The organism is Kutzneria sp. 744, assembly GCF_000568255.1.
Classification (GTDB): domain Bacteria; phylum Actinomycetota; class Actinomycetes; order Mycobacteriales; family Pseudonocardiaceae; genus Kutzneria.
The window spans coordinates 9,567,899-9,593,952 of record NZ_KK037166.1; the positions used below are offsets into that span (position 1 = coordinate 9,567,899).

Below are 26,054 nucleotides of genomic sequence, written 5' to 3' on the forward strand. Positions count from 1 at the left end.
CCTGGGCGGCGTCGCGATCTGGGGCCTGCACCGGGACACCGCCGACGTGCGGGCGATCGGGCTGCCGGTGTTCAGCCTGGGCTCGCTGCCGACCGGCCCGCTGGCCGTCGAGGAGCGGCCGGCCGACGCGCTGGCCTCGGCGCGGATGGGGGAGTGGGTCGTCGACTCCGGCGACGTGGTGTTCGGCGACGACGACGGTGTGGTCTTCGTTCCCGGTCGGCACATCGAGGACCTTTTGCTGCTGGCGGAAGGGATTCGCGACAAGGAGCGCCGCCAGGCCGAGCGCACCCGCGGCGGCGAGACGCTGCGCAGCCAGCTGGGCTTCGCGACCTTCCTGGCCAACCGGGCGGAGAACCCGGAACTGTCCTTTCGCGAGCACATCCGCAGGGTCGGCGGCGCCGTCGAGGAGTAGTTACTTCGGTAAGTAAGCTTTGTCCGTGCAGGCCGACGACACGCCCGTGATCCCGCTCGACCCGGACGAGGAAGCCCTGGTCCGGGCGCTCGACCGGGTGGTGAACGTGCTGCCGCGGGTCATGGACGCCACGATGATGCGCGAGCGGCAGCTGTCGCTGACCGACTACATGACGCTGTCCCGCCTGTCCGAGGCGCCGCTACGGCGGCTGCGGATGAGCGAGCTGGCCGAGATGGCGTTCCTGTCGCTGAGCGGGATGACGCATGTGGTCACGCGGCTGGAGGCACAGGGCCTGGTCGAGCGGGTGCGGGACGAGCACGACCGCCGAGGCTGGCATGCCGTGCTCACCGACCGGGGTTTCGAGCGCCTGGCCGCGGCGTGGCCGAGCAACCTGCTCGTGGTGCGCAAGCACGTCCTGGCCCACCTGGAGGGTTTCGACCTGCGCGCGCTGGCCGAGGCGTTCGAGAAGTTCGGCAGTTAGGGCACCGGATCCGGGCCGCGTTTGCCGCCCGGACGGCAGCGCAGCAAGCGGCCGATCATGAGCTTGCCGCCGCGCAGCGCGCCGTGGCGGGAAATGGCCTGCGCGGCGTACTCCGAACAGCTCGGCTCGAAGCGGCACACGGCCGGCCTCTTGGCGCTGATCTCCCGTTGGTACACCCGAATCGCCGAGATCATCAGCCCGGACGGCCGACGCGTGCGCGGCACCGCCGACCCGGCCGCCACCAGCAGGTGCGGCAGGGTCAGCAGGCCGGCGATGAGGCAGTTGCCGTCGCAGCTTTCCGCGATGCAGCAACCACTTTCGATGAGGCAGGCGTCACGCAGGCAGGAGTTGCCGCCGCCCCGGTACGGGCGCCGCTCGTAGTACTGGTCGTCGTGTCGCCGGCGGCGTCGAAAGATGGGCACGACGCCAATGTACGCACGTCAGCTGTGGGCCATGGCCTGATCGACCGAGTCGACGAGCGTGACCAGCTGATCAACCCCGGTGATCTGCATCGGCCGCAGCACGATCCGGCTGGTGGCCACCACCAGCAGCCGCACGCCCTGGGCCGCGGCGTCGTGGTAGAGGTCCACCAGCACATGCAGGCCGGCCGAGGCGAAGAACGTGACGCCGGACAGGTCCAGCACGAGTGACGAGGGCTCTTCGGCCCTGGCGTCGCTCAGATGCTTGCGCAGCAGCTCCTCGGAGGCCATGTCGACCTCGCCGGTGACGTGGATCAATGCGGTCGGTCCGACACGTTCCAGGATTACGGTGGCATTCGGCGGCATGGCCGGCTCCTCAGCTTGCATTGTGGGCACGAGACGCCCACGCGGCTGTGGTCTCAACCGGCACCACTCACCGTAGGCCGATCACGTCGCCGGCACCACCACCGGCAGCGGGAGCAGGGTGTCGCGCACGACGGCGACGACCGTTCGCACGGCGATGCCGGCCACCAGCGCCGTGATCGCCGCCAGCACCAGGTAGGCCCAGACGGCCTGGCCGGCCGGGTGTTCCCAGTTGAGCCAGTGCAGGACGGCGGTGGCCACGCTGGCCCAGGCGAAGGCGAAGGCCCAGAAACCGGCGCCGAAGCGCAGCTTCAGGTAGCGGGGCAGGATCCGCAGCTGGGCCAGCACCATCAGCAGGCCGTAGCCGCCGAGCAGCGCCGCCGGCACGTCCACCCGTTCGCCGAACAGGGCGAAGTAGGCGTTGCTGGCCACCGCGGCCGGGGCCACCTCGATGGCGATGGTCGGGACCAGCGGATCGGGCAGCTGCGGCCGGAACACCAGCCGTCCCAGGATCAGCGAACCCAGGATCAGCCACGACACCAGCCCGAAGCCCAGCATCACGACGCCGAACTCGTGCTGGCCGACCTGCGCGGCGCAGGCGGCGGCGACCAGGCCGCCGGCCGCGCTCGGCAGGAAGTAGCCGGGGTGTAGCTGGTCGAAGTCCACACGGGAGTAGATGAGCTGGCCGGTGAACCACGAGCCGTGCAGCAGGATCAGGGTGGCGAACGCGTCGACCGCGATGGTGTTGGCCGGGTGGGGCAGCACCGGGGCGGCCACCAGCATGGGGGCGATGAGGATCAGCGCGGCGAACGGTCCGAGGATCGGGTCGACCATGTCCTGGGCCAGGGTGCGCCGGGCGATCGCGGACCTGGCGTACACGACGAGGACGACGGCCCATACGACGGCGGCCAGCCCGAGCAGGCCGAGGCCGATGGCCGCCGGCGCATACCCCTGGGTGGCGGCGGTCAGCCAGCTGCCGCCGAGGCCGGCCAGGCCGAAGGCCATGCCGAAGAGGTTGAGGGGGACCTTCCGCATGGATATGACCGTAGTCAGTTAGCTCGTAACTATCAACCTGGCGGGGATTGTGGGGTTAACCCTGAGCTGGTTACGCTCATAACGTGGATGCGACGGACACGGTGCTCGGCTTCGTCAACTCGCACGACGGCGCCGCGGTCGACCCGGACCGGGTCGACAACTTCGTCGACGGCACGCGCTTCCGGGACTGGTTGGCCGCCCGTGAGCTGCCGGCGGAGGCCTCCGACGCCGACGCGGCGGCGGCTCGCGAGCTGCGGGAGGCGCTGATCGACCTCGTACGCACGCATTCCGCCGAGGTGGCGGCCGAGCGGCTGGCCGAGGCCGAGGCGCAGCTCTCACGCTTCGCGTTACGGCACCCGCTGACGTCCGTGATCACGGCGTCCGGCGTTGCGTTGCGGCCGGCGCAGCCGGGGGTGTTCGGCGACGTGCTGGCCGGCGTGGCGGAGCTGTCGCTGTCCGGGCGGTGGGCGCGGTTGAAGACCTGCCGGGCCCATCCGTGCCGGTGGGTGTTCGTCGACCAGACCCGCAACGGCTCGGCCGTCTACTGCTCGCCCGGCTGTGCGTCGAAGGCGGCGATGCGTGCGTACCGCGAAAGGAAAAAGGCATCTAGTTCTTGAGCCATTTCCTGATTTCCGCGCCGTGCTCGTCCAATTCGGGCGGAGCCAGGTCGTGTCGTGTCGGCGTCGCGGAAAGCGTGAGCGGATTGCGGATCGTCGGCACTTTATCGGCCAGTGCAATCGGCGCGAGACCCAGTTCGGTGGCCAGGTCCACGCCCTGGCGGACGTCGTTGATCGGCCCGCACGGGATGTCGGCGTCGGTGAGGATGCGGAACCACTCCTGCGCCGGCCGCTCCGCCAGCCGGTCGAGCAGCAAAGCCCGCAGCTCACGGCGATTGGCGTTGCGCTGGGCCATGGTCGCGAAGCGGGGGTCGTCGGCCAGCCCCGGTGTGCCGAGGGCGGCGGCCAACCGTCGGAACTGCTGGTCGTTGCCCACGGCGATGATCAGCTCGCCGTCGCCGGTGGCCATCGGCTCGTACGGGTAGAGGCTGAGGTGCTCGTTGCCCATGCGGTGGGGCACCACGCCGCCGGCCACGTAGGCCGAGGTCTGGTTGACCAGCGAGGACAGCGCCGCCGACAGCAGATTGGTCTCCACGTGCTGGCCCTGGCCGGTGGTGTCCCGGTGGTGCAGGGCGGCCAGGATGCCGGTCGCCGCGTGCAGTCCGGTCATCACGTCGATCACCGCGACGCCGGCCCGGTACGGCGGTCCGCCGGGGGAGCCGGTGAGGCTCATCATCCCGGACAGCGCCTGCACCAGCAGGTCGTAGCCGGGCAGCGTGGCCTTCGGCCCGAAGCCGCTGATCGAGCAGTACACGACCTCGGCGTTGGTCGCGGCCACGTCGTCATAGCCGAGGCCGAAGCGCTCCATGGCCCCCGGCCTCAGGTTGTGCACCAGCACATCGGCCCGCCGGGCCAGCTCACGGGCGGCGTGGAGGTCGGTCGGATCGGTCAGATCCAGCGCGATGGACCGCTTGTTCCGGTTCACCGACAGGTAGTACGTGCCGACACCGTTCGCGTCGGTCGGCGGCAGCCACTGCCGGGTGTCGTCGCCGCGCGGGCCCTCCACCTTGATCACGTCCGCGCCGAGGTCGGCCAGCAGCATCGTGCAGTACGGCCCGGCCAGCACCCGCGAGAAGTCGGCGACCACAATTCCGTCCAGAGCACCCATGCTGCCGAAGTTACCCATGCGCGGCGGCGGTCGGCCCTGGGACCACGCCCGATCTGTGGACTTCCGGGCCGGATCTCGGGGTCCCTGTCGGTTGTGGCGGACCTAGTTTTGGTGGCATGACACTGGTGTTGTTGGACCACCCGGATCTCGCCTCGTCCCGGATCAACGCGACGTTGGCCGACGCCGTGCGCGGGCTGCCCGGGGTGACGCTGCACGATCTCCGGGCCGAGTACCCCGACCGTCGGATCGACGTCGCCCGGGAGCAGCGGCTGGTGCGGGCGCACGACCTGATCGTCTTCCAGTTCCCGTTCCAGTGGTACTCGGTGCCGTCGCTGCTCAAGCAGTGGATGGACGACGTGCTGCTGCGCGGCTTCGCCTACGACGGAGGGAAGCCGCTGCTGACCGGCAAGACGCTGCAGGTCGTCACCTCGACCGGCGGCGTCGAGGAGGCGTACCGGGAACGCGGTTTCCACCGCTATCCGATGTCCGCGCTGCTGGCGCCGCTGGAGAACACCGCCCACCGGACCGGGATGGCGTTCGCGCCGCCGCTGATCCTGCACGACGTGCGGGGTGTCACGCCGATCGAGCTGGCCGAGCACAGCGACCGCTACCGCGAGTTGCTGGCATCATCTGAGGCGTGCCTCATCGCGTGACCATCCTGGCCTTCGACGGCGTGACCATGATCGACGTCGCCGGCCCGTCGGACGTGTTCGGCCACGCCACCCGGCTCGGCGCCGACTACGCCCTGCGGGTCGTCTCACCCGACGGGCAGCCGGTGCGGACGGCCAGCGGCACCACGCTGGGCGTTGACGGCGTCGTCGACAGTCCACAGGGGACGGTGCTGGTCCCCGGCGCCTACGGCATGGTCGACTTCCCGTTCGCGCCGGGGCTGGTGGATGCCGTGCGGCAGCTGGTGTCGGCCGCCGGGCGGATCACCTCCGTGTGCACGGGATCCTTTCTGCTGGCCGAGATCGGGCTGCTCGACGGCCGCAAGGCGACCACCCACTGGCGTCAGGTGGAGCGGTTCGCCCAGCGGTACCCGCGTATTGCCGTGCAGGCCGACGCCCTGTACGTGCGGGACGGCGACATCGTCACCTCGGCCGGCGTCAGCTCGGGCATCGACCTGGCGCTGTCGCTCGTGGAGTCCGACCACGGCCCCGACCTGGCGGCCGAGGTCGCCCGGTCGATGGTCGTGTTCATGCAGCGCCCCGGCGGCCAGTCCCAGTTCTCCGCGCCGTCACGGACCCACGTCGGCCGGGACAGTCCACTTCGGACCCTGCTGGACGCCGTCGCCCTCGACCCGGCGGAGAATTGGACCGTGACCACCATGTCCGCCAAGGCATCCGTCAGCCCGCGGCAGCTGACCCGGCTGTTCCACGACGAGGTCGGCACCACGCCCGCCCGTTACGTCGAACTCGTCCGCCTTGAGGCCGCCCAGGACCTGTTGTCCCGTGGGCACACCGTCGCCTCCGCCGCCGCGCGCAGCGGATTCGGCAGCGACGAGACCCTGCGCCGGGTGTTCGTGCAGCGGCTCGGCGTCACCCCCGGGGCGTACCGGGCTCAGCACTGAAACAGGAACTCGCCCCGCTCGCACGGCCGGCAGCAGAAGACGTACCCCGCGCCCGCACCGAAGTTGATCGACGAATGCGGCTCCAGCTGGAGGACGAATCCCATGACCGTGCCGCATTCCGGGCAGTCCGGCGTCTCGGGGTCCTGGATCCACATCGGCTCGCCGCCGAACTGCCCGAGCACGTCCTCGCCGGGCAGCGGGTAGTCGTAGGCGATGTCGGTGGGCCGGAGCGTGATCGCCGTGACGTCGTCCAGCCCGGTCACGCCCTTCTCGGGCGCGGCCAGCGGGGTCTTGTGCCCGGTGAACACCACGGCGTTCGCGCCCGAGCCCGCCTTCCAGGCGTCGCACATGCCCGGATCGTTCGCGCACATGAACACTGCCAGCGCCGGGCCGTCAGGCAGCGGCACGTGCGCGAGGAACTGCTGCGGCCCCTCGCAGTCCCCGCAAATCGGCCATTCGGCGTCGGCCGGCAGCAGCGGCAGGCCGCCGGTTCTCGTGCTCGTCGAGCCGGCGTCGGCGGCGCCCGCGTACATCATCAGCGTGGTCACGGGGCGGAGCATATGGCCGCGTCGAGGAACGGCACGGCCGGACCGATCATCCGCTGACGATCTCGGTCAGCGCCCGGTGGGCCCGGGCGGCCCGCTCGGGGTCGGCCAGATCGGCCTTGGACGGCAGGATCGAGGTCAGCCCCCACGCCCGTCCGCGGGTCCAGGTGGCGTCGTCGACGGCCAGCAGCTTGCGGAACTCGGCCCGCGCGGCGGCGGGCAGAAATCCCCACGCCGCAATGAGATCACACGCCGGATCGCCCACCGCCAACGTGCCGAAGTCGATCACCGCCGCGAGCCGGCCGTCCCGGGCGATCATGTTGGCGCCGACGGGATCCCCGTGCACCCACACCGGCGGCCCGTCCCAGACCGGCGCGTCCAGCCCGGCCTGCCACACCTCGGTCACCGCGTCGACGTCGAAAAACCCTTTGAGGGAACCGATCCGCTCGGCCATCCGGGAGGCGACGACGGGGGAGTCACGGTCGTCGTGCAGATCAACACCGCGGAAGCCGTTGCTCCACTCCGGCGGCGGCCCGTCCTCGGCGTCGATCTCCTGCAGTGCCAACAGAAAATCGGCCAGGTCGACGGCTGCCTGGTGGAAGTCGGTGATCTGGTCGGCGTTCGTTCCGTCGATCCAGTTGTAGACCGACCAGGGGAACGGATACCCCTGTCCGGGCCGGCCCTTGGCCAACGGCGTCGGCACGGCCAGCGGCAGATGCGGTGCCAACACCGGCAGCCACCGCTGTTCCCGCGTGACCTGCCCGATCCAGCGGGCGAACCGCGGCATCCGGAGCAGCTTGTCGTCGCCGAGGCGGAAGGTGATGTTGTCGACGCCGGAGGACGGCACCGCCGTCACCTCAAGGTCGGCCCACTCCGGGAACTGCGCGGCCACCAGGCGTCGCGCCTGCGGGATGTCGACGTGGACGGACAACGCGGCGGCTCCTCAACGGCTCGGTGTGCCTCCATCACACCGCACGTGTCGAGGCAATTACCGGCAGCACGCGCAGACCGTGCACCAGGGTGCTGCTCCGCCACCGCAGCTCGGCCGGGTCGACCGCCAGCCGCAGCGACGGGAACCGGTCCAGCAGCCGGCCGAGGGCGATCTCGCCCTCCAACCGGGCCAGCGGCGCGCCGAGGCAGTAGTGGATGCCGTGCCCGAACGCCAAATGCCCGCCCGCCGGCCGCGTGACGTCCAGGTCGCGCGGGTCGTCGAAGCGGGCCGCGTCGGCGTTGGCGGCCAGCAGCGAGATCATCACGAACTCGTCGGCCGGGATCTCGACGTCGTCCACCAGCACCGGTTCCGTGGTGAAACGCAGCGTGGCGATGTGGATCGGGCTGGCGATGCGCAGGACCTCCTCCACCGCTCCGGGCAGCAGGGAATGGTCGGCGCGCAACAGCTCCTGCTGCTTGGGGTTGGTCAGCAACTGGTGGACCGCGTTGCCCAGCAGGTGCACCGTCGTCTCGTGGCCGGCGAACAGCAGCAGGAAGGCCATCGACACCAGCTCGTCCTCCGACAGCTGGTCGCCCTCGTCGGAGACGTGCACAAGATCGCTGAGCAGGTCCTCGGCCGGCGCCGCCCGCTTGACCCGGATCAGGTCCCGCAGCAGCTGCTCCTGGTCGCGGGCGGCGGCGGCCAGCGGCTCACCCGTGACGCCCGAGACAAAGACCTTGCTCCAGGCCCTGATCCGCGAGCGGTCCTCGTGCGGCACGCCGAGCAGCTCGCTGATCACCGCGATGGGCAGCGGGAACGCGAACGACTCGATCAGTTCGGTCTCGCCTTCGATACCGTCCAGCAGGTCGTCCACGATGCGTTCGATCTGCGGCCGCAGCCGGCTCACCGCCCGGCTGGTGAACGCCTTCGTCACCAGCTTGCGCAGGCGGGTGTGGTTGGGCGGGTCGTCGTTGAGCATGTGCTCGGACAGCTTCGTGCCGTAGCCGCCGGCGGCGTCCCGTGGGAACAGCGGCCGGGCGATCCGGACGTCCTTGCTCAGCCTGCGGTCGTCGAGCAGAGCCCGGGCCTGGGCGTGGTCGGTCACCAGCCAGCCGGGCACCCCGTCGGGCATGGTGACGCGGCGCAGCGGCCCCTCGCGGCGCATCTCGTCGTACAGAGGCCACGGGTCCTGGATCCACGCCTTGTCGAGCTTCACCCCGTCGATGATGCCAGCGGGTCAGGGCGCCTTGGCCGTTTCTACCGGCAATCCTGCATCCTCTTTCACCTGCTTCATGGTCAGGTGCGAGGTCAGCCGGGCCACGCCCGGCAGCAGCGACAGCGCCTCGGTGTGGAAACGCTCGTAGGCGGCGATGTCGGCCACCGCGATACGCAGCAGGTAATCGGGGTCGCCGAACAGCCGCAGCGCCTCCACCACCTCGGGCAGCTCGGCGATCCGGCGCTCGAACTCCGCGACCGTCGGCCGGTCCTCCTGAGCCATGACCACGCTGACGTACGCCTGGAAGCCGCGGCCGACCGCGGCCGGGTCCAGTAGCGCACGGTAGCCGCGGATCACACCGTCCTGCTCGAGTCGGTTCACCCGGCGCAGGCACGGCGACGGGGTGAGGCCCACTCGCTCGGCCAGCTCGGCGTTGCTGAGCCTGCCGTCGCGTTGCAGCTCCCGAAGGATCTGCCGGTCGATTCGATCCACCGCGCCATTCAAACATCCGGCTTCGCGACCTCGGCGGCTATCCGGGGTTCCCCGCCGCGAGATAGGCGTGCAGCAGGGCGGCGGATGCCAGCATGGCCTCGGCCCGTCGGCCCAGCTCCCCGTGCCGCTCGGCGATCGCCGCCCGCAGCGCCTCGCGGCTGCCGCTGCGGCGCAGGTCGTCGAGGATCGGCCGGATCTGGGGCAGGCCGTGCATGCCCTGGCGCAGCATGAGGATGATCCGGGCGTCCCTGGCCTCCCGCGGCCCGTACGTGCGGTAGCCGGTGGCCGGATCCCGTTGCGGCGTAAGGAGTTCGGCATCCTCCCAGACGCGCAGCGTCGACGTCCGCACGCCGAGGTGGTCGGCCAGCTCGCCGATCTGCATCGCCGCCCGGGCCGGCGGCTCGGTGTCCACCACCGTTTCCAGCGCGTCGGCGGTGAGCCGGAGGGCCTCCCGCTGCCGGTGCAGGTCGGCGTGGCCGGCGTCGATCATCGCCAGCGCCTGCTGCGTGTCACCGGCGTGAATGGCGCGCATGATGTCCCCGGCCGAGTTCCAGCCGTGGCCGACGGCCAGCGCCCGGTAGGCCAGCAGCGCCCTGCGGTGCCGGTCGTCGAGCTGGCGGTAGCCGGTGTCGGACCGGGTCGCCGGCGGCAGCACGCCCGCGTCGAGGTAGTTGCGGATCTGCTGCGGCGAGATGCCGGCGAGTCGGGCCAGGTCAACGGGCCTGTTGAGGGTTTTTCCCACGTTTTCCCCGGTCGTATTGGAAAAGTCTGCAATGGGCGGTTCAACGATACGCTTGAAGCCATGGAATTCGTTCGGGTGGTGGGCGCCCGCGAGCACAACCTGGCCGGCGTGGACGTGGACATCCCCAAGCGGGTCGTCACCGTCGTCACGGGCGTGTCCGGCTCCGGCAAGTCGTCGCTCGTGTTCGACACGATCGCGGCGGAGGCCCAGCGGCAGCTGCACGAGACTTTGCCGGCCTTCGTACGCAGTTTTCTGCCCCATCGGTCGCGCCCGGACGTCGACCTCGTCGAGCACCTGCCCGCCGTGGTGCTCGTCGACCAGCGGCGCCTCGGCGGCGGGTCGCGGTCCACCGTCGGCACCATCACCGACATCGCGCCCCTGTTGCGGCTGATGTTCTCCCGCGCCGGCGACCCATACGTCGGGCCGGCCGACTCGTTCTCGTTCAACATGCCGTCCGGCATGTGTCCCACCTGCGAGGGGCTCGGTGTCGTCACCGACGTCGACCTGACCGTTTTTCTCGACCCCGCCCTGTCGTTGGCCGAGGGGGCGTTGTCGGCGCCGTCGTTCAAGGTCGGCACCTGGCACTGGCAGATCTTCGCCAACCGCTTCGACGTCTCCCGGCCGGTGGGCTCGTTCTCCGCTGCCGAGTTGGAGGACCTGTTGTACGGCGAGGGCGGGACCGTCTCCGTCGAGAATCTCGGTCAGAAGATCAACGCCACCTACGAGGGGGCCGTGGTCAAGTTCCGGCGTCTGTACGTGCGCAAGGACAGCGCGGAGACTTCGGCCCGGACCAAGCAGATGGTCTCGCAGTTCACCACCTCCGCCGTGTGTCCCGACTGCTCCGGTTCTCGGCTTTCCTTGGCGGCGTTGGAGTCTCGGGTCGGCGGTCACAACATCGCCGAACTGTCCTGCTTGGAGGCTTCCGCCCTGCTTTCCGTCCTTGAGGGCTTCGATCTGCCGGCCGTCGCCCCGGTGCTGGACGGTTTGCGCCGTCGGGTCGGTCATCTCGTGGAGATCGGTCTCGGCTACCTGTCGTTGGACCGGGCCACCGACACCCTGTCCGGCGGGGAATCCCAGCGCATCAAGATCGTCCGCCAGTTGGCCAGCACCTTGTCGGACCTGTTGTACGTGTTCGACGAGCCCAGCATCGGCTTGCACGCCAAGGACGTCGGTCGGCTCACTCGTCTGCTCGCCACCTTGCGTGACAACGGGAATTCGGTTCTGGTCGTCGAGCACGACCGGGATGTCATCACCTTCGCCGACCACGTGATCGACGTCGGCCCCGGTGCCGGCGGCGACGGCGGTCAGGTCGTTTTCGCCGGAACCGTGGCCGGGCTTGCCGATTCCGGCACCATCACCGGCCGTTGTGTGAAGGAACGCCCTTCGTTGCGGTCGTCGTTCCGCCCGCCGACCGGCTGGTTGCCGCTGTCCGGCGTGACCCTGCACAACCTTCGTGACGTCAGCGTCGACATCCCCACCGGTGTGCTCACCGCCGTGACCGGTGTCGCCGGCTCCGGCAAGTCTTCCTTGATGTTCGGGGCCTTCTGTTCTCGTTACCCCGATGCCGTTGTCGTCGACCAGTCCGCGCCGACCACCAACCGCCGTTCCAGCGTTGTCACCTACACCGGCGCCATGGATCACATCCGTAAGGCCTTCGCCCGGGCCAACGGCGTCAGTCCAGGCTTGTTCAGCGCCAATTCCGCCGGCGCTTGCCCTTCGTGCGAGGGGGCCGGGGTCATCGTCACCGATCTCGGCTTCTTGGAGGGCATCACCTCCGTGTGCGGTGAGTGCGAGGGCCGCCGCTACTCCGCCGAGGTCCTGGGCTACTTGGTCGATGGTCGCTCCATCAGCGACGTCTTGGACATGACCGTCGCCGAGGCTCTGCCCTTCTTCGCCGCCAGCAAGCCCGTCGCCGCCGTCCTTCGCTCCCTCATCGACGTCGGCTTGGAGTACTTGCGCCTCGGTCAGCCTTTGCCCAGCCTTTCCGGCGGTGAGTGCCAGCGCATCAAGCTCGCCTCCCACCTCCACCGCTCCGGTGCCGTGTATGTCTTGGACGAGCCCACCACCGGCCTCCACATGTCCGATGTGGACCGTCTGGTGGCCGTCCTGGACCGCCTCGTGTCCGATCGTGGCGCCAGCGTCATCGTCGTCGAGCACAACCTGGAGGTCATCGCCCGCGCCGACTGGGTCATCGACCTCGGCCCCGACGGCGGCACCTCCGGCGGCCGCCTCCTCTTCTCCGGCACCCCTTCCGACCTGTTGGCCCACCCCCACTCCCACACCGCCGCCGCCCTGCGCTCGGCCCTCCGGTGATTGCCGGGTCTGCTGGCCGGGTCGTCTTTTCTGGTGCCCCTTCCGGCCTGTTGTCCGTCGCCCGTTCACGCCCGCGGTGCTTTGGGGTCGGCTGTCCGGTGATTGCCGGGTCTGCTGGCCGGGTCGTCTTTTCTGCCGTCCCCGTCAGGCATGCCGGCCACGGCCTCCTCCCGCCTCTCCGACTCCCTACGGTCGGTCGTCCGGCGATCGTCGACTCTGCTGGCCGGGCCCTCTTTTCCGGCACTGCCGCCGCTCTGCGATCGGCTGTCCGGTGATCGCCGCGTCCGCCGGCCGCGTCGCCGCGTTGCTGGACGCCCATCCTGTTCTGGGGAGCGGGCCCTATCCCATCGGCGCGGTCGTCCGGTCCTTGTCGGCCGAGCTCTCCGTCATGCGCCAGGCCGTCGCCGACACCCCCGGACCGCTCGGCCCCGACGCCCCTCAGATCGCCCTTCTGATGATGTGCCTGCAGCACGTCGCCGTGCTCTTCCACGGCTTCGAGGAGCTCCCCGACTCCATGCGCGTCCAGGCCCGCCGCGAACTCGCCACTGCCCACCAGACCGCCCGAAAGCTGCGGGGCCGGGTTTAGTGCCGGGTGGGCTGAGTGCTGTACTGCCGCCCGCTGGGCGTGGTCCAGTGCGTCGTGCCGTCTGAATCCCGGGTAACGCGGTAGTTGTCGTGCTTCACGTGATGGTGTCGGCTGCAGAGCCCTTGGAGATTGGCCGGCGTGGTGTCCCCCTGCGGCCAAGGCCTGATGTGGTCGTGTTCCTGGATGGGCCGGTTGCAGCCCGGTGCGGTGCACATCCCGCCCGACTGGGCGCGGGTGAATTCCTTCATCAACGCGGTGGGGCGGTAGGTGTCGGTGCTGATGGCGGTGGCGTGGCGGTATTCGTCGAGCAGGATGCCGCGCCACGGCCCGTGCATGGCGAGTTCGCGGGCGGTGTCGGCGGAGATCGGCCCGTAGCCGGCCAGCTGACCCGGGTCATTGGTCAAGCCCAACAGAGTCTCCAGGGACACCGTCACATACGTCCTGACGGTGAAGTCCCGATTCTTCCCCAACACCCGGTCCATCAGCACATCGGACCGCTTCTGGTCCGTGGTCCGGTCGTCTTTCGGCAGGCCCTTGGCATCTGCACAAATCTGCTGAAACAGCCGATGTGCGTCGGTGGCCTGCAGGGTCCAGGCCAGCTTGGCCATGCCGTCCGGCAATGGGCTGAACTCGACCCGCCGCTCCTTCGCCGCCTTCTGACACCGCGTCTCATACCCCTCGGGGTCGGCTTTCGCGACCAGCCCCGTCGTCTTGCGGCACAGCTGCGTCCGATTCAACCCGGCCGCCACGTCCACCAGCGCGTCTTCGACCTCGGCGACCTGCTCCGGCCGGTCCAGGTGCCGAACCCGCTCCGTAACCGCGTTGAACCGGCCGAAGTCCAGCTCTCCACGCCGCAGCTGCTCGGCCAGCCGAGGCAGCACATCCAGCGCCCCGCTGGCCTCTTTCCTGCGCGCCACGCTCTGCTCAGGTTCTCTGATCGCCATGGCAAGTTCGGTGGTGTCATCGACGCGTTTCAGCACGGCCAGCTCGGCCCATTCACAGGCCGATTTCATCTTCCGGACGAGGACGGCGAGCGTGACTAACTGGTCAGTACAGAGACCGTCGAGATCCACCGTAGCGAGGAGGTCGAACATGGCCCCGTCCGGCTCCATGCTCTCCATTTCTCGGGTGATTTCCCTCATGTCTCCAGAATACTCGCACGTGTGATCGAACTCGAATCACTAACGGGTGATATTCTCATGCATAATTGCGTTGACCACGACGGCCGAACCAACGACGGCCGAACCAACGACGGCCGAACCAACGACGGCCGGACCAACGACGGCCGAACCAACGACGGCCGAACCAACGACGGCCGGACCAACGACGGCCGGACCAACGACGGCCGGACCAACGACGGCCGGACCAACGACGGCCGGACCAACGACGGCCGGACCAACGACGGCCGGACCAACGACGGCCGGACCGTCGACGAGTGGCGGCATTGAGAAGCCTTCCAACCTCGCCCCCTCCTCTATCCAGATGAGCGTGGATTTTGCGTGGAGGGGATCGATGTCGTACAATTGACCAAGCGAAGGGCAGGCTTGCCTGCCCGGTATTTGCCCTTCGCGACATCGATCAGTGGCTCCGCGCAAAATCCACGCGACCCAGCAAAGCTGACGGTTCAACTCTCAAACAACCAACCAGCTCACTTCTGCATGAACCGATACCCGATCTGCGCATTGAACTCCGCCGTCAGCGCGAACCGGTCCCCTCGAACCCGGGTCTGCCGCCACTCTACCGCCCGTCCCTGCGACGATCCGAGCCGGTTGATGGCGAACAACGCAGTCCCCGCGGGACACCGGAGCTGCTTCACCTCCGCCGCGCTGGGCATCACGGCGTGCACGTCCTCCTGCCCGGCATCCAGCCGAACCCCCGTCCGCGCGGCAAGCTCCCCATACAGGCTCGTGTGTCGAAAATCCGCCGACAACAACGGCGACGCCACCGAAGCCGGCAGCCACACCCGGTCAATCGCCAACGGCTCCCCACCCGCCAATCGCAACCGCTCCAGGTAGACCAACGGCGTCGACCCCTCCAGCCCCAGCCGCTCCGCCACCAACGCATCGGCCCGAACGTCCAGCACCCGAACCACAGAATCCTGGGACAGCCCAGCGGCCTCCACCGAAGCGAACAAGCTGTACAGAGCCCCAAGGGGTTGGTGGATCTCCGGCACCTCCGCCACCCGGGGCTGCCGCCCGCGCTCGGCGACGATGACGCCGTCGGTGCGGAGCTGGCGCAGGGCCTGCCGGACGGTGGAGCGGCTGACGTCGTACTCCTCGACCAGAGCCAGCTCACCGGGGAAGTGCTCCACGAACTCGCCCCCGGCCAACCTGGCCAGCAGAGCCTCCTGGAGCTGCCGCCACAGCGGTGTCGACCCGGACCGGTCCAATGTGCGCCCCACCACGAGGGCAACGCTACCGGTTGCCTAATGTCCGGACATCTCGTAGCTTAAATGTACGGACATTAGGAGGTGGTCATGGCCCGCACCGCCGTCGCGGCACCGCAGACGCAGATCGTGAACAGGCTGCCCGGCCTGGCCGTGCCCCTCCTCGTCGCGGCCGTGGCCACGGGCCTGGGCCTGCTGGTTCCGGTGATCGGCGGACCGGTGTTCGCGATCATCCTGGGCGTCCTCGCGGCGACGGTCGTGAAGCCGCTGCGCAGCACCCGGCTGGCCCCGGGGTACGCCATGGCGTCGAAGGGCGTGCTCCAGCTGTCGATCGTGGTCCTGGGCACGGGCCTGTCGCTGCAACAGGTGGTGCACGTCGGGGTGTCCTCGCTGCCGGTCATGCTCGGCACGCTGGCGGTGGCCCTGGGCGGGGCCTGGCTGCTGGGCAAGTGGCTCAAGGTGGGCACGGACACGAAGACCCTGATCGGCGTGGGCACGGGCATCTGCGGCGCCTCGGCGATCGCGGCGACGACGGCGGTGATCAAGCCGAAGGACACGGCGGTCGCCTACGCCATCGGCACGATCTTCACGTTCAACATCGCGGCGGTGCTGCTGTTCCCGCCGCTGGGCCACCTGCTGGGCCTGAGCCCGCACGCCTTCGGCCTGTGGGCGGGCACGGCGGTCAACGACACCTCCTCGGTGGTCGCGGCGGCCTACGCCTACGGCGGCGACGCCGGCCCGTACGCGATCGTGGTGAAGCTGACCCGCAGCCTGATGATCATCCCGATCGTCATCACGCTGGCCTGGCTCAAGGCCCGCAAGGACGACGAGGTCCACCTGCCGTGGCACCGGATCGTGCCGGCGTTCCTGATCGGCTTCGTCCTCGCGGCGGCCGTCGACACCGCGGGCCTGATCCCCGACTCCTGGCACCCGACGCTGTCCACGATCGGCACCTTCCTGATCACGACGGCCCTGGCCGGCATCGGCCTGTCGCTGCGGTTCGCCGACATGCGCAAGGCCGGCGCCCGACCGCTGTTGCTGGGCGGCATCCTCTGGATCGCCGTCGCCGCCAGCAGCCTCGGCCTGCAAGCACTCACCGGTCTCTAGGGATAGCCGCCACAGCTTCGATTTCCACGGCGAACTGCGGCGCGGCCAGCTGCGTCACGACCATCAACGAGTGCGTCGGGAAGTCCCCGCCCGGGTACCACTCGGCGAAGATCTCCGACCGCGCCGCGCGGCTCCCGTCCAGGTGCTCGACGCCGGCGATCAGCGACAGGAACTTGACGACGTGCTCGGGCCCGCCGCCGGCCGCCGCGAGCAGCTCCCGGATGTTGGCAAGTGCCTGCCGCGTCTGGCTTTCCGCGTCCGGACCGGCCAGTGTGCCGTCGGGCGACACACCGAGCTGGCCGGACACGAACACCAGCTCGTGCCCGGCCGGCACAGCGGCCAAGTGGCTGTACTGCCCGGCAGGCGCGGCGACCGACGGCGGATTCCAACGACGGATCATGCCCGGAGCCTAATCCCACAGCTCCAACGACCGCGCCCCCACCAACGCCCCGATGCGCCCCAACGCCGATTCCACGGACATCGAATCCAGCCGCCGACCGTCCCGCAGCCGCAGCGCAATCTCCTCGTTGGCAACTTCCTTCGGACCGATCACCGCCTGGTACGGCGCCAGTCGCGCCTCCCGGATCCGCGCGCCCAGGGAACCCCGTTCCACGCCAACGACTTCGGCCCGCAACCCGAGGTCCATGCACCGAGCGGCAACAACAGAAGCTGCCGCCCACTCCTCGTCCGATACCGGCAACACGACAACCTGCACAGGCGCGAACCAAGCCGGGAACGCCCCGCCATGCACCTCGATCAGGTGCGCCACAACACGTTCCATGCTGCCGATGAGACTTCGGTGCACCATCACGGGCCGGTGCCGAGCCGAATCGGCCCCGATGTAGCTGAGGTCGAACTGGGCGGGCTGGTGGAAATCGACCTGCACGGTGGAGATGCTGGACTCCCGCTCGGCGCTGTCGGCGATCTGGATGTCGATCTTCGGCCCGTAGAAGGCGGCCTCGCCCGGGGCCTCCTCGTGCTCGATGCCGGACAGCACCTCCCGCAACAACGCCTCGGATCGTTGCCACATCGAGGGGCTGTCGACGTACTTGCCGCCGTCGCCCCGCAGGGACAGCCGATACCGCACGGGCTTGATGCCGAGATCATGGTGCGCACGCTGGATGAGCTCCAGGGCCGCCCGCGCCTCGCCCAGAACCTGGTCGGGGGTACAGAAAACGTGGGCGTCGTTGAGCTGGATGGACCGCACCCGTGACAGGCCACCGAGCACACCGGACAGCTCGGCTCGGTACATGCCGCCGATTTCGGCCATGCGCAAGGGAAGTTCGCGGTAGCTGTGGGCCCGTGAGCGATAGATCAGGGCGTGGTGCGGACACAGGCTGGGGCGCAACAACATCTCCTCGCCGCCCACATCCATCGGTGGGAACATGTCGTGGTTGTAATGCGACCAGTGCCCGGACTGCTCGAACAATGCCCGTTTGCCCAGCACCGGCGAGTAGACGTGCTGGTAGCCGGCCCGGCGTTCCAGGTCCCGCACGTACTCCTCCAGCACGTGGCGGATCGCCGCACCGGCCGGCAGCCAGTACGGCAAACCGGCGCCCATCAACGGATCGGTGTCGAACAGGCCGAGCTCACGGCCGAGCTTGCGGTGGTCATGCATGGCGGTCTCCTCGAAGAACGGGGGAGCAGGTGACCGCAAAGCAAAAGCCCCGGGGCACCGGCCCCGGGGCTTTCGCTGCAACTTATGGTTCAGCGCGCCGGGACTGTGTCCGGCGTCGTCGTGACGTTGGCGCGCTGCATGTCAATCACAGTAGCACGTCGGAAGCACGACCGCGGCGGCACTTCCGCCCCGCCGCGAGGGCTCGCCGGCCGCGATGACCCGGCCGTTGGGCTTGAACTCGATGCCGGAGGCCACACCGATGGTCGGCGCGATCTTGATGGTGGGATCCAGCGGCGACGTGTCGCTGATCGCGAAGGTCTGGCCCAGGGCCTGCAACCCGGCCGTGGTCGGCAGGGCGATGAACGCCGGCTCGGCCGTGGAGGTCGCCGTGTTGCGCTGCGTGGCCCGCGGCGCGGCGATGGCGTCCTCCAGGTTCATGCCGAAGTCGATCCGGTTGAGCAGGATCTGCAGCACGGTGGTGATGATCGTGGAGCCGCCGGGCGAGCCGACCGCGAGGAACGGCTTGCCGTGCTGCAGCACGATCGTCGGCGACATGCTGGACCGCGGGCGCTTGCCGGCGGCCGGCAGGTTCGGGTCGGGCGCGGTGCCCTGCGTGGGCGCGAAGTTGAAGTCGGTCAGCTCGTTGTTGAGCAGGAAACCCCGGCCCGGCACGACAATGCCGCTGCCGCCGAGCTCCTCGATGGTGTTGGTGTAGGACACCACGTTGCCGAAGGCGTCGGAGACCACGAAGTGGTTGGTGTGGTTCTCCTGGTCGCTGGCCGACGCCGCCGTGCCGGTGGCGCAGGGAGTGGGCGACGTGGGGTTGCCGGGCGCGACCGGGCTCTTGCCGGCCTTGGTGGGGTCGATCAGGCAGGCGCGGCTGGCGGCGAACTGCGGCGACAACAACTGTTGCTGCGGCACGTTCACGTAGCGCGAGTCGCCGATGTAGCGGCCGCGGTCGGCGAAGGCCAGCCGGGTCGCCTCCAGGTAGTGGTGCAGGGCCTGGACCGGGTCCATGTGCTTGAGGTCGAAGTTCTGCAGGATGTTCAGCGACTCGCCGACGGTGATGCCGCCGCTGGAGGACGGGGCCATGCCGTACACGTCGTAGCCGCGGTAGTTCACGTGCGTCGGCGCGGTGTCCAGAGCCTTGTACGAGGTGAGGTCCGACAGCTGCATCGGCCCGGGGATGGGGTTGAGCGTGGATCCCGGCGCCAGCGGCAGGTGCTGCACGGAGTTGACGAGGTCACGCCCGATCGAGCCGCCGTACAGCGCTCCGACGCCCTTGCGGCCGATCTCCCGGTACGTGTCGGCCAGGTCCTTGTTGCGCATGGTGGAGCCGACCACGGGCAGTTGCCCGCCCGGCAGGTACTGCGCCGCCGAGGACGAGAACTGGGCGAACCGGGAAGCGTTCTCCCTGGTCAGCTCGCGGAACGTGTCGTCGACGACGAAGCCACGGTCGGCGACCTCCTCGGCCGGCCTGAGGTTGTCGGCCAGGCTGAACCGGCCCCAGCGCTGCAGCGCCCGCTGCCAGGTGGCCAGGTTGCCCGGCACGCCGACGGACAGGCCGCTGGTGACGGCGGTGGGGAAGGCGTAGGGCTTGCCTGTGGCCGGATCGACGAACATGGTCTCGCCGTCGGCGGCCGGGGTGGTCTCGCGACCGTCTATTGTGGACACCTGATGGGTGCGGGCGTCGTAGTACACCAGGAATCCGCCGCCGCCGATGCCGGCGACGTACGGATCGGTGACGCCGAGCGTCGCGGCCACCGCGACCGCGGCGTCGGCGGCGGTGCCGCCCCGGCGCAGCACGTCGATGCCGGCCTGCGTCGACTCCGGCGTGTCCGAGACGACCGCGCCGAAGTAGCCCTGCGCGACCGGGTGCTTGGCGGGTGCGGGCCGTGCCGAGCCCGGCGTCGCGCCGGCCACGAGGGTGAGGCCGGCCATGAGCCCTACCGACAGTACCGAGCTGACGCTTCGGCGTAGTCGCATGGCGATCCCTTCCGCTCTACCAACAGATCTCCATGTTTCTACTCGCACACAGAGCGTGCTGGCCAGGCTTGCCCGCGGGTCACGCTGCGGCAAACTGGTGAAGGGGGTGGTCAGGAGTCCACTTCAGACGGACCTGAACAGGATCTTGGCGAAGTGGTCGGGTCGTTCCAGGTTCACCACGTGCCCGGCGTTGGCGAGCTTGACGACCTCGACCTGACGGGCGTCAGCGGCGATGCGCTCGACCACGGCGGCGATGTCGGTGGAGTCGAAATCGCCCAGCACCACGGTGATCGGCATGGCGAGCTCGCCGAGCCGGTCGATCGCGCCCACCTCGACCGGCGGGAACCGCCACCCCAAGCCGTGCCGGGTGACGGTGTCGGTCTTGATCTGCCGGCAGAGCGCCCGCACCTCGGGGGCGACCTGCTCCGGCGTGCGCAGCGGGCCGTCGACCCACATCCGCAGCAGCGGGTCGACGATGCCCTCGGCGTCCGTCGCGGTCAGCATGCGGGCCTGCTGTTCGAGAATGAACGGGTCGTGGAACGTCATTCCGCTGACCCCGGGCGCGTTCAGCATGAGCCGCTCGACCCGATCGGGCCAGGTCAGCGCGAAGTCGACGGACGTCCGTGCGCCCAACGACGTCCCGACCAGGCTGGCCCGCTCGATACCGAGGCCGTCCAGCAGCAGCCGGAGGTCGTCCGGGTTGGAGTACGGCTCGGTCGCCGTGGAGGACTGACCGTGGTTGCGCGCGTCGTAACGGATGGCGGTGTGCTCAGCCGTTAGCAGCTCGAATTCGCGGTCCCAGACCCGCGAGCTGAGCCCGCCGCCGTGCAGCAGCACGACCGCGCGCCCGGCCCCCGCGACCTCGTAGTGGAGTTCCCCGCCGTCGACCGTGATCCGCCCCTGAGTCACCGGAGCAGGGTAGCGGTGGAACCGGTTCCCGATCGGGCTGAACCTCTGCGTGTCCGGCCGCGTACCCACTGCTGAACCGCAACCGGAGAAGGGCGCAGAGAGTGGACCGGGCCGCGAGTACCTCGTTCGACCGCGTGATGAGCGCGAGCACCGCGCTCGTGGTGTCCGCGATCGCCGGTGTGGTGCTGGGCATGGCGTTCGTCAAGATGCCCCAGCCGATGACCGCGGACTTCCAGGGCCAGCAGGCTCCCGTGCAGACCACGACCACCACCTTCCCGGTGGCGCCGGCGCCGGTGACCAGCACCAGCACCAGCCGGCCGCCGCGGCCGTCGTCGTCGACCACGACGACAACGACCACCACGACCACCACCACGCCGTCGACGACCACGACGACGGCCCGGCCGACGAAGACGTCCAAGCCGAAGCCCCCGAAGCCGACCACCACCGGGCCGTCCAGCACCACCACGACGACCGGCGACGGCGGCCTACTCGGCCCCATCCTCGGCTGAGGGCTTGAACCGCTCCCAGGCCGACTGCCTGGTCATGCTCAGTTTCTCGCCGATGCGCACCCAGGTCACGCCGCGTCGCCGCAGCTCGCCGACCCAGCCGTCCAGACCGGCCTCGACCTGGGCCATGGTGCCGGCGATGCGGGGGAGCTTCTCCAGCATCTGCTCGTCGGTCATCTCGGCCCACTCCGGCACGCGGCCGTTCGACTTCTCCTCGGCGATGATCTTCACGCAGAGGTCGACGCAGCCGTCGCAGATGTAGACGCCGGGGCCGGCGACCAGCTTCTCGACGTGTTCCTCGTCCTTCGTGCAGAACGAACAGCTCAGCACAGTGTCCTCCCTTGTCAGGTTGTGCCTGACACGGTAGACCAACGTCGGCCGGTTTGTCAGGTGGGGCCTGACAGATTTCTCAGACGAGTTGAGGGCGCGCGTGCTGGACCCGGAGCAGGTCGGCCACGACCATGTCGGCGATCAGCTGCTGCTCGTCGTCGAGGCCGGCCGGCGGCTCCGGCGCCTCGCCCCCGTTGACCAGCACGCGGGCCGCGTCGGAGGTGAAATCGGCCAGCGCCGGTGCGGTGCTGCCGAGCCGGAACAGGGCCAGCGAGGACGCCGCCAGGCCCCGCAGGCCCTCTCCGGCCTCCTCCAGGGCCTCCTGCTGGTCGACCGCCGGCGCCTTGCTGCCGGGCTCCGGCGCGACCAGGTTCTGGTGTGCCCGTGCGGCCTCACGGAAGCGGACGCCGATCGCGCGGCCGAGCACCTCGTCGCCGCGCAGCAGGCCGGCGACCATGCGGAGCAGGCGCTGGAGCTCGGCGGTGGCGTCGGCGAACCGTGCGCTCAGCGGCGGGCGCGGCACGCCCGGCACCGCGAGGAAGCCGAAGACCAGGCCGATCGCCACCGCCCCGGCCATCAGCAGCACGTACTCGATCAGCGTGGAGACGGGGTCGAGGTGGCGGCTGGAGGCGTTGAGGCCGACGCTGAGGAACACCATGCAGCCGTTGAACAGCATCGGCAGCGTCTGCATGAACGGGAAACCGATCAGCAGGGTCACCAGGGCGATCGGCATCAGCGCCGACTGCGGCAGCAGCCACAGCACCAGTGCCAGCACCGCCGCGCCGGCCAGCGCGCCGCCGACCCGTTGCCACGCCTTGGCGAGCGTGTCACGCCACTCCGGCTGCATGATCGCGAACGTCGTCATCAGGAAGCTCACGGTCAGCGGGTCGCCCGGGCGGAACGCGGCGATCGTCAGGGCGATGGCCATGCCGACGGCGCAACGGATCGCGTGCCGCAGCTGGGCACTTCGCCACGAGCACGTGCCCGCCACCTCGCGCCGCAGCGCCTGTTCGATGAAGTACCGGGGAAAGTTCGATGTGGACCGGTCTCGGGTGGTGACAGCGTCGTGCACGGTGTCGAGCAGCCGCCACAGGTCGTCGAGCAGGCGCTCGGTCGCGCCGGGCAGGGTCACCTTGGGGGACTTGCGTTCCACCGGCGGCAGATCGTCCGGAGTGGACTTCGCCTTGACCGCCTCGGCCAGCGTCGCCATCTGGTCCTCGGCCGCCTGGATCACCTCGGCCAGCGCTTCGGCCTGCTCGGGCGGCAGCGCCTGCTGGCGTCCCTTGAGGACACCCATGGTCGCCCGGAATCGGGCCCCCGCACCGAGAACGCGGGACTGCCACACCCTCGGGCGGTCCGCCAGCCACACTCGGACGGCACGTTCCGCCGTGCCGGTGCCTCCGGTCAGTGCGCCGGCCAGCGCCACCCGCGTCGGCTTGTCCGGGTCACCGGCGCCCATGAGCGTGCGCAGGATGATCACCACGCCGACGGCGATGGCCGGCGCGGCCACGATCTGCCACAGGCTTTCGCTGCCGGTGAGCTGGTAGCCGTAACCGAAGGCCGAGGCCATGCCCAGGCCGAGGCCGACCGTCACGAAGCGGGTGCCGAACACCGGCAGCAGGGACGCGATGAACACGATGACCACCAGCGCCGCGATGGCCGTGATGTGCGACACCTCGCCCAGCAGCCTCGGCAGCGCGCCGCCGATGATCACCGCCGGGGCGAACGCCGCCAGCAGCTTCAGATCCGCCCGCAGCGGCCCGCCGTTGAGTCATTTTAACACTTAAACCAGAGTCATAGGCTCATTGCTGCCCTGGGTTCGGGCTACAGGACTGCCTTACCCGGAGGACAGAGCTTGTTAGGTCGCCCGGGGAATTAGGACAATGCCAGGATCGTCACGTTGCCAGGGCCGAGGCGGCCCGACGCCGGCCGCGCTGCCCACCACGATGACGATCACCACGAGGCATGGTCGCGCCCTGTGCCAGTGCCTTCACGTGGGGAATCTAGCGGGCCGGGGCGGTGGCCCGCCGCCCCGGCCAAGATCAAGGGACCGATCCTCGCGTTGAACGTCAGGAAGGGCCCCTTCCTGATATCAGTTCGTGGCGAGCCAGGTGTTGCTGAACTGGGTGCCGCCGCTGATGGCGGAGGTGGTGTCGATGTTGCGGCCGTGGCGGGCCATGTTGATGGCCTGCGGGCCGGCGTTGGACACGGGGCGGCCGTTGATGCTGACGTTGGTGTAGGTGACCGTGCCGAAGTTGGCCAGCGGCGAGGGGCCGTTGGAGTAGATCGGGGTCTCAGTGATCACCTCGGCCGACACGTCGCCGGCGCCGGAGCAGGCGCGCTTGTTGGGCTGCTCGGTCCAGCCCTGGGTCGCGTCGCGCAGGTAGAGGCTGTAGGTGCCGTTGCCGTTGTCCGTGACGGTGGAGCTGATTTTGTCGCCGGGCTGGACGGTGTGGTTGTAGTCGATGATGTTGTAGCAGGGGTAGGTCTCCCACCAGCCGGTGTGGATGGCCTTTCCGTTGCGGCACAACACGTGCGTGCCGGTCTGCTCGACATTGTCGTTGCCGTCGCCGTCGAGGCCGACCCAGAACACGACCTCGCCGCCGGTGCGGCAGTCGACGTTGGGTTCGGTCCAGCTGGCGGAGACGGTGGTGTAGTCGCCGGAGTGGGCCGAGTAGCCGCTCCAGTGGTCGTTGGTGCGGGTCGCGGCCGTGCCGTCGATGTGGCCGGCCGAGGCGCCCATCGGGGCGGCGGCTTGCGCGGGGGCGAGCAGGGACGCGCCGAGCAGCAACGCGATCAGGGGTGCGCGCATGGCAGGGAACTCTCCGTCCGTGGAGAAATGCAGGGGTCTCGGACGGTAAAGCGGCGGATCGAATCAGGACAAGCGAGGCTCCCGCATTGCGGGAAACAGTGTTTCGGGTGCTCGCGAACTCTGTTTGAAACTGTTAGTCCCATTCCCAGCGCAGGCCGTGGATGCCCGCCTCGACGTCGAACAACGCCAGGTGGGCGTGGGGTGCGCCGCCGAGCATGAGCTCACGGACGTCGCGCCGGGCGTTCTCGATGGTGGGCCGCGTCGTGGCGTGACAACGCACGGGCATGGCCGTGGGGTGGAATTCAATCTCCAGCAGATAACTGCGCATCGAGTACGGCAGCCGCCGGTCGTAGTCGGTCATCGGCGCGGGTTCTCCGCTGTGGTGGAGCGCGCATTCGATGACGGCCGTGTCGCCGCGGTCGAGGATGCGGTCCAGCATGACCTCGGCGACGAGGAAGCCGGCGGCCTCGTCCGTGCGGACCCGGCCCGGCCAGCCGCCCCGGACCACGGTCAGCTTCGGCGTGCGGCCCAGCTCCCGACCCTGGAAGATCACCAGCGCCCGGTCGACCCGATCCCGTTGCGCGCGAAGGACTTCGGTGATCGTCAGCCGCATCGGGCGGCGGTGTTCGTCCAACTGGAACCGGTCGTGCACCGACAGCAGGCACAGCCGTTCCTCATCCAGCACGCCCAGTTGCGCCATCACGCGGTCGAGCCGGTGCGCCTCGCTCCACAGCCGGCCGCGGTCGATGCTCACCGGCACGTGCGTTCGTCGCGGACCGCGTGGCCGCGGCGGGGCCAGCAGCGCCGTCAGCGATCCCTGTGGCGTGTCGAGGATGTCCTCCAGCAGCTTCACGGCCTTGATCGACTCCGCCCGCTCGGGCTGGCTGCGACCGCGGCTCCAGTACGACAGCGTCACCGAGCTGACCACCACGCCCCGGTCGGTCAGTTGCCGCTGGACCTGCTCCAAGGTCATGCCCCGCACCCGGATGGCCGTCCGCAGCCCGTGCGCGAACGATCCCGACTCCAGCGCGGCGGCCAGCTGGCGTTCCATCCGCCGAACGGTAGAGCCCCGCAGCGGCCCCCGACCAGGGCTGGAAGTCGGTCAGAAGTGGGTGGCGATGCCGAACGCCGCCCGCAGCCGGGCCATGTCGTGACGGTCGCGGTCGGCCGGCTCGTAGCCCTGGTGGAAGTACACCTGCTGCTCGGCCGACAGACACGGCACCGTGGCGCCGCCGATCGTGCCCGTGACGAAACACGAGGCCGGGTAGCGGAACGGCCGGCCGGGATCGAGCGACGCCTGCACCGCCGCCCCGTTCGGCCCGAAGACCAGCGGGTGCAGGTCGATCTCCCGCTGCCGCGGGTCCGTGACGACGAACCGCACCGGCCGCCAGTCGAGGGTCTCGGTGAAACCGGCCAGGGCGGAGACGACCGCCGGCTCCTGCTCCTCGCGGTGGAGCAGGTCGAGGTCGCGGTGCTCGCGCGTCTGCTCGCCGACGAGGGCGTCGATGCCCCAGCCGCCAGCGACCCAGACGTCGAACTCCCGCAGCAGCCCCAGAATCTCCAGCACGTA

Annotated in this window: 29 protein-coding genes and 1 pseudogene; 10 read left to right on the forward strand and 20 right to left on the reverse strand. The window is 69.6% G+C overall.

Annotated elements, in window-relative coordinates; all coding sequences use genetic code 11:
* Together KUTG_RS43765 and KUTG_RS43770 are read left to right on the forward strand one after the other, a co-directional pair.
* Positions 1 to 412, forward strand: a pseudogene (locus KUTG_RS43765) (RraA family protein); the annotation flags it as partial.
* A 25-nt stretch (positions 413 to 437) separates the two neighbouring features.
* On the forward strand, positions 438 to 893 hold the full coding sequence (locus KUTG_RS43770; RefSeq protein WP_043732734.1) for a MarR family winged helix-turn-helix transcriptional regulator: 456 nt from the start codon (positions 438 to 440) through the stop codon (positions 891 to 893).
* On the opposite strand, the gene yidD is transcribed toward KUTG_RS43770, so the two are convergent.
* The 3 genes from yidD to KUTG_RS43785 form a co-directional block, all read right to left on the reverse strand.
* Positions 890 to 1,315 (reverse strand): membrane protein insertion efficiency factor YidD, encoded by a 426-nt coding sequence (gene yidD, locus KUTG_RS64650; RefSeq protein WP_232241266.1) that lies wholly within the window; start codon positions 1,313 to 1,315, stop codon positions 890 to 892. The two genes, KUTG_RS43770 and yidD, sit on opposite strands and share 4 nt — an antisense overlap.
* 18 nt (positions 1,316 to 1,333) lie before the next feature.
* On the reverse strand, positions 1,334 to 1,678 hold the full coding sequence (locus KUTG_RS43780; RefSeq protein ID WP_198047514.1) for an STAS domain-containing protein: 345 nt from the start codon (positions 1,676 to 1,678) through the stop codon (positions 1,334 to 1,336).
* Positions 1,679 to 1,759: 81 nt separating this feature from the next.
* Entirely contained in the window at positions 1,760 to 2,710 is a 951-nt protein-coding gene (locus tag KUTG_RS43785; protein WP_043725572.1) for an SLAC1 family transporter, read from the reverse strand.
* A gap of 83 nt (positions 2,711 to 2,793) precedes the next feature.
* Here KUTG_RS43785 and KUTG_RS43790 point away from each other — a divergent pair, with 83 nt between their 5' ends.
* Positions 2,794 to 3,327, forward strand: coding sequence for a CGNR zinc finger domain-containing protein (locus tag KUTG_RS43790; protein WP_052396105.1), 534 nt, complete (start codon positions 2,794 to 2,796; stop codon positions 3,325 to 3,327).
* Here KUTG_RS43790 and KUTG_RS43795 read toward each other — a convergent pair.
* Positions 3,317 to 4,435 carry a CaiB/BaiF CoA transferase family protein gene (locus KUTG_RS43795; RefSeq protein ID WP_084581578.1) on the reverse strand — a complete coding sequence of 373 codons (1,119 nt, stop codon included), beginning with the start codon at positions 4,433 to 4,435 and terminating at the stop codon, positions 3,317 to 3,319. The two genes, KUTG_RS43790 and KUTG_RS43795, sit on opposite strands and share 11 nt — an antisense overlap.
* Positions 4,436 to 4,551: 116 nt before the next feature.
* Between KUTG_RS43795 and KUTG_RS43800 the strand changes: the two genes are divergently transcribed.
* Together KUTG_RS43800 and KUTG_RS43805 are read left to right on the forward strand one after the other, a co-directional pair.
* Positions 4,552 to 5,088, forward strand: a complete 537-nt coding sequence (locus tag KUTG_RS43800; RefSeq protein ID WP_043725579.1) for an NAD(P)H-dependent oxidoreductase — start codon at positions 4,552 to 4,554, stop codon at positions 5,086 to 5,088.
* The gene (locus KUTG_RS43805; protein WP_043725581.1) at positions 5,073 to 6,005 is read left to right on the forward strand and encodes a GlxA family transcriptional regulator; all 933 of its coding nucleotides are present in this window, start codon (positions 5,073 to 5,075) and stop codon (positions 6,003 to 6,005) included. Before KUTG_RS43800 ends, KUTG_RS43805 begins: the two co-directional genes overlap by 16 nt.
* On the opposite strand, the gene KUTG_RS43810 is transcribed toward KUTG_RS43805, so the two are convergent.
* From KUTG_RS43810 to KUTG_RS43830, 5 genes are all read right to left on the reverse strand, one after another.
* A complete protein-coding gene (locus KUTG_RS43810) occupies positions 5,996 to 6,553 on the reverse strand; it encodes a hypothetical protein (protein ID WP_198047515.1) in 558 nt (185 codons plus the stop codon). The genes KUTG_RS43805 and KUTG_RS43810 overlap by 10 nt on opposite strands.
* A gap of 46 nt (positions 6,554 to 6,599) precedes the next feature.
* Entirely contained in the window at positions 6,600 to 7,481 is an 882-nt protein-coding gene (locus tag KUTG_RS43815; protein WP_043725584.1) for an aminoglycoside phosphotransferase family protein, read from the reverse strand.
* Positions 7,482 to 7,515: 34 nt separating this feature from the next.
* Complete coding sequence (locus tag KUTG_RS43820; protein ID WP_084581580.1) at positions 7,516 to 8,646, reverse strand: cytochrome P450 family protein; 1,131 nt, start codon at positions 8,644 to 8,646, stop codon at positions 7,516 to 7,518.
* A 72-nt stretch (positions 8,647 to 8,718) separates the two neighbouring features.
* The gene (locus KUTG_RS43825; protein ID WP_043725588.1) at positions 8,719 to 9,189 is read right to left on the reverse strand and encodes an Lrp/AsnC family transcriptional regulator; all 471 of its coding nucleotides are present in this window, start codon (positions 9,187 to 9,189) and stop codon (positions 8,719 to 8,721) included.
* Between the two features lie 37 nt (positions 9,190 to 9,226).
* Positions 9,227 to 9,931 (reverse strand): MerR family DNA-binding transcriptional regulator, encoded by a 705-nt coding sequence (locus KUTG_RS43830; protein ID WP_043725595.1) that lies wholly within the window; start codon positions 9,929 to 9,931, stop codon positions 9,227 to 9,229.
* A 60-nt stretch (positions 9,932 to 9,991) separates the two neighbouring features.
* Between KUTG_RS43830 and KUTG_RS43835 the strand changes: the two genes are divergently transcribed.
* On the forward strand, positions 9,992 to 12,244 hold the full coding sequence (locus tag KUTG_RS43835; protein WP_043725598.1) for an ATP-binding cassette domain-containing protein: 2,253 nt from the start codon (positions 9,992 to 9,994) through the stop codon (positions 12,242 to 12,244).
* 271 nt (positions 12,245 to 12,515) lie between these two features.
* Positions 12,516 to 12,830 (forward strand): hypothetical protein, encoded by a 315-nt coding sequence (locus KUTG_RS43840; protein ID WP_043725600.1) that lies wholly within the window; start codon positions 12,516 to 12,518, stop codon positions 12,828 to 12,830.
* Here the strand turns inward: KUTG_RS43840 and KUTG_RS54710 are convergent.
* The gene (locus KUTG_RS54710) at positions 12,827 to 13,924 is read right to left on the reverse strand and encodes an HNH endonuclease signature motif containing protein (protein ID WP_198047516.1); all 1,098 of its coding nucleotides are present in this window, start codon (positions 13,922 to 13,924) and stop codon (positions 12,827 to 12,829) included. The genes KUTG_RS43840 and KUTG_RS54710 overlap by 4 nt on opposite strands.
* A 105-nt stretch (positions 13,925 to 14,029) precedes the next feature.
* On the opposite strand from KUTG_RS54710, the gene KUTG_RS43850 reads away from it, so the two are divergent.
* The gene (locus KUTG_RS43850; RefSeq protein WP_043725603.1) at positions 14,030 to 14,278 is read left to right on the forward strand and encodes a hypothetical protein; all 249 of its coding nucleotides are present in this window, start codon (positions 14,030 to 14,032) and stop codon (positions 14,276 to 14,278) included.
* A 200-nt stretch (positions 14,279 to 14,478) separates the two neighbouring features.
* Here the strand turns inward: KUTG_RS43850 and KUTG_RS43855 are convergent, their stop codons facing one another.
* On the reverse strand, positions 14,479 to 15,234 hold the full coding sequence (locus KUTG_RS43855; RefSeq protein ID WP_157495212.1) for a GntR family transcriptional regulator: 756 nt from the start codon (positions 15,232 to 15,234) through the stop codon (positions 14,479 to 14,481).
* A 72-nt stretch (positions 15,235 to 15,306) separates the two neighbouring features.
* Here KUTG_RS43855 and KUTG_RS43860 point away from each other — a divergent pair, with 72 nt between their 5' ends.
* Positions 15,307 to 16,323 carry a YeiH family protein gene (locus KUTG_RS43860; RefSeq protein WP_052396822.1) on the forward strand — a complete coding sequence of 339 codons (1,017 nt, stop codon included), beginning with the start codon at positions 15,307 to 15,309 and terminating at the stop codon, positions 16,321 to 16,323.
* On the opposite strand, the gene KUTG_RS43865 is transcribed toward KUTG_RS43860, so the two are convergent.
* From KUTG_RS43865 to KUTG_RS43880, 4 genes are all read right to left on the reverse strand, one after another.
* On the reverse strand, positions 16,310 to 16,723 hold the full coding sequence (locus tag KUTG_RS43865) for a RidA family protein (protein ID WP_043725607.1): 414 nt from the start codon (positions 16,721 to 16,723) through the stop codon (positions 16,310 to 16,312). The genes KUTG_RS43860 and KUTG_RS43865 overlap by 14 nt on opposite strands.
* A 9-nt stretch (positions 16,724 to 16,732) precedes the next feature.
* Complete coding sequence (thrS, locus tag KUTG_RS43870; RefSeq protein WP_043725611.1) at positions 16,733 to 17,941, reverse strand: threonine--tRNA ligase; 1,209 nt, start codon at positions 17,939 to 17,941, stop codon at positions 16,733 to 16,735.
* Positions 17,942 to 18,082: 141 nt separating this feature from the next.
* The gene (gene ggt, locus KUTG_RS43875; RefSeq protein WP_369794584.1) at positions 18,083 to 19,882 is read right to left on the reverse strand and encodes a gamma-glutamyltransferase; all 1,800 of its coding nucleotides are present in this window, start codon (positions 19,880 to 19,882) and stop codon (positions 18,083 to 18,085) included.
* Positions 19,883 to 20,050: 168 nt separating this feature from the next.
* Positions 20,051 to 20,836 carry an alpha/beta fold hydrolase gene (locus KUTG_RS43880; RefSeq protein ID WP_043725614.1) on the reverse strand — a complete coding sequence of 262 codons (786 nt, stop codon included), beginning with the start codon at positions 20,834 to 20,836 and terminating at the stop codon, positions 20,051 to 20,053.
* A 137-nt stretch (positions 20,837 to 20,973) separates the two neighbouring features.
* On the opposite strand from KUTG_RS43880, the gene KUTG_RS54715 reads away from it, so the two are divergent.
* Positions 20,974 to 21,345, forward strand: coding sequence for a hypothetical protein (locus KUTG_RS54715; RefSeq protein ID WP_157495214.1), 372 nt, complete (start codon positions 20,974 to 20,976; stop codon positions 21,343 to 21,345).
* Here KUTG_RS54715 and KUTG_RS65775 read toward each other — a convergent pair.
* The 5 genes from KUTG_RS65775 to KUTG_RS43910 all read right to left on the reverse strand — a co-directional run.
* The gene (locus tag KUTG_RS65775) at positions 21,322 to 21,672 is read right to left on the reverse strand and encodes a ClpX C4-type zinc finger protein (RefSeq protein WP_304413677.1); all 351 of its coding nucleotides are present in this window, start codon (positions 21,670 to 21,672) and stop codon (positions 21,322 to 21,324) included. The two genes, KUTG_RS54715 and KUTG_RS65775, sit on opposite strands and share 24 nt — an antisense overlap.
* 79 nt (positions 21,673 to 21,751) lie before the next feature.
* Positions 21,752 to 23,386: an FUSC family protein gene (locus tag KUTG_RS43895; protein ID WP_052396108.1), complete on the reverse strand. Its 1,635-nt coding sequence runs from the start codon at positions 23,384 to 23,386 to the stop codon at positions 21,752 to 21,754.
* 378 nt (positions 23,387 to 23,764) lie between these two features.
* On the reverse strand, positions 23,765 to 24,484 hold the full coding sequence (locus KUTG_RS43900; RefSeq protein WP_052396109.1) for a G1 family glutamic endopeptidase: 720 nt from the start codon (positions 24,482 to 24,484) through the stop codon (positions 23,765 to 23,767).
* 133 nt (positions 24,485 to 24,617) lie between these two features.
* Positions 24,618 to 25,535, reverse strand: a complete 918-nt coding sequence (locus tag KUTG_RS43905) for a hypothetical protein (RefSeq protein ID WP_043725615.1) — start codon at positions 25,533 to 25,535, stop codon at positions 24,618 to 24,620.
* A gap of 51 nt (positions 25,536 to 25,586) precedes the next feature.
* A partial coding sequence (locus KUTG_RS43910) for a nucleotidyltransferase domain-containing protein (protein ID WP_084580499.1) occupies positions 25,587 to 26,054 on the reverse strand: 468 nt, incomplete at its 5' end.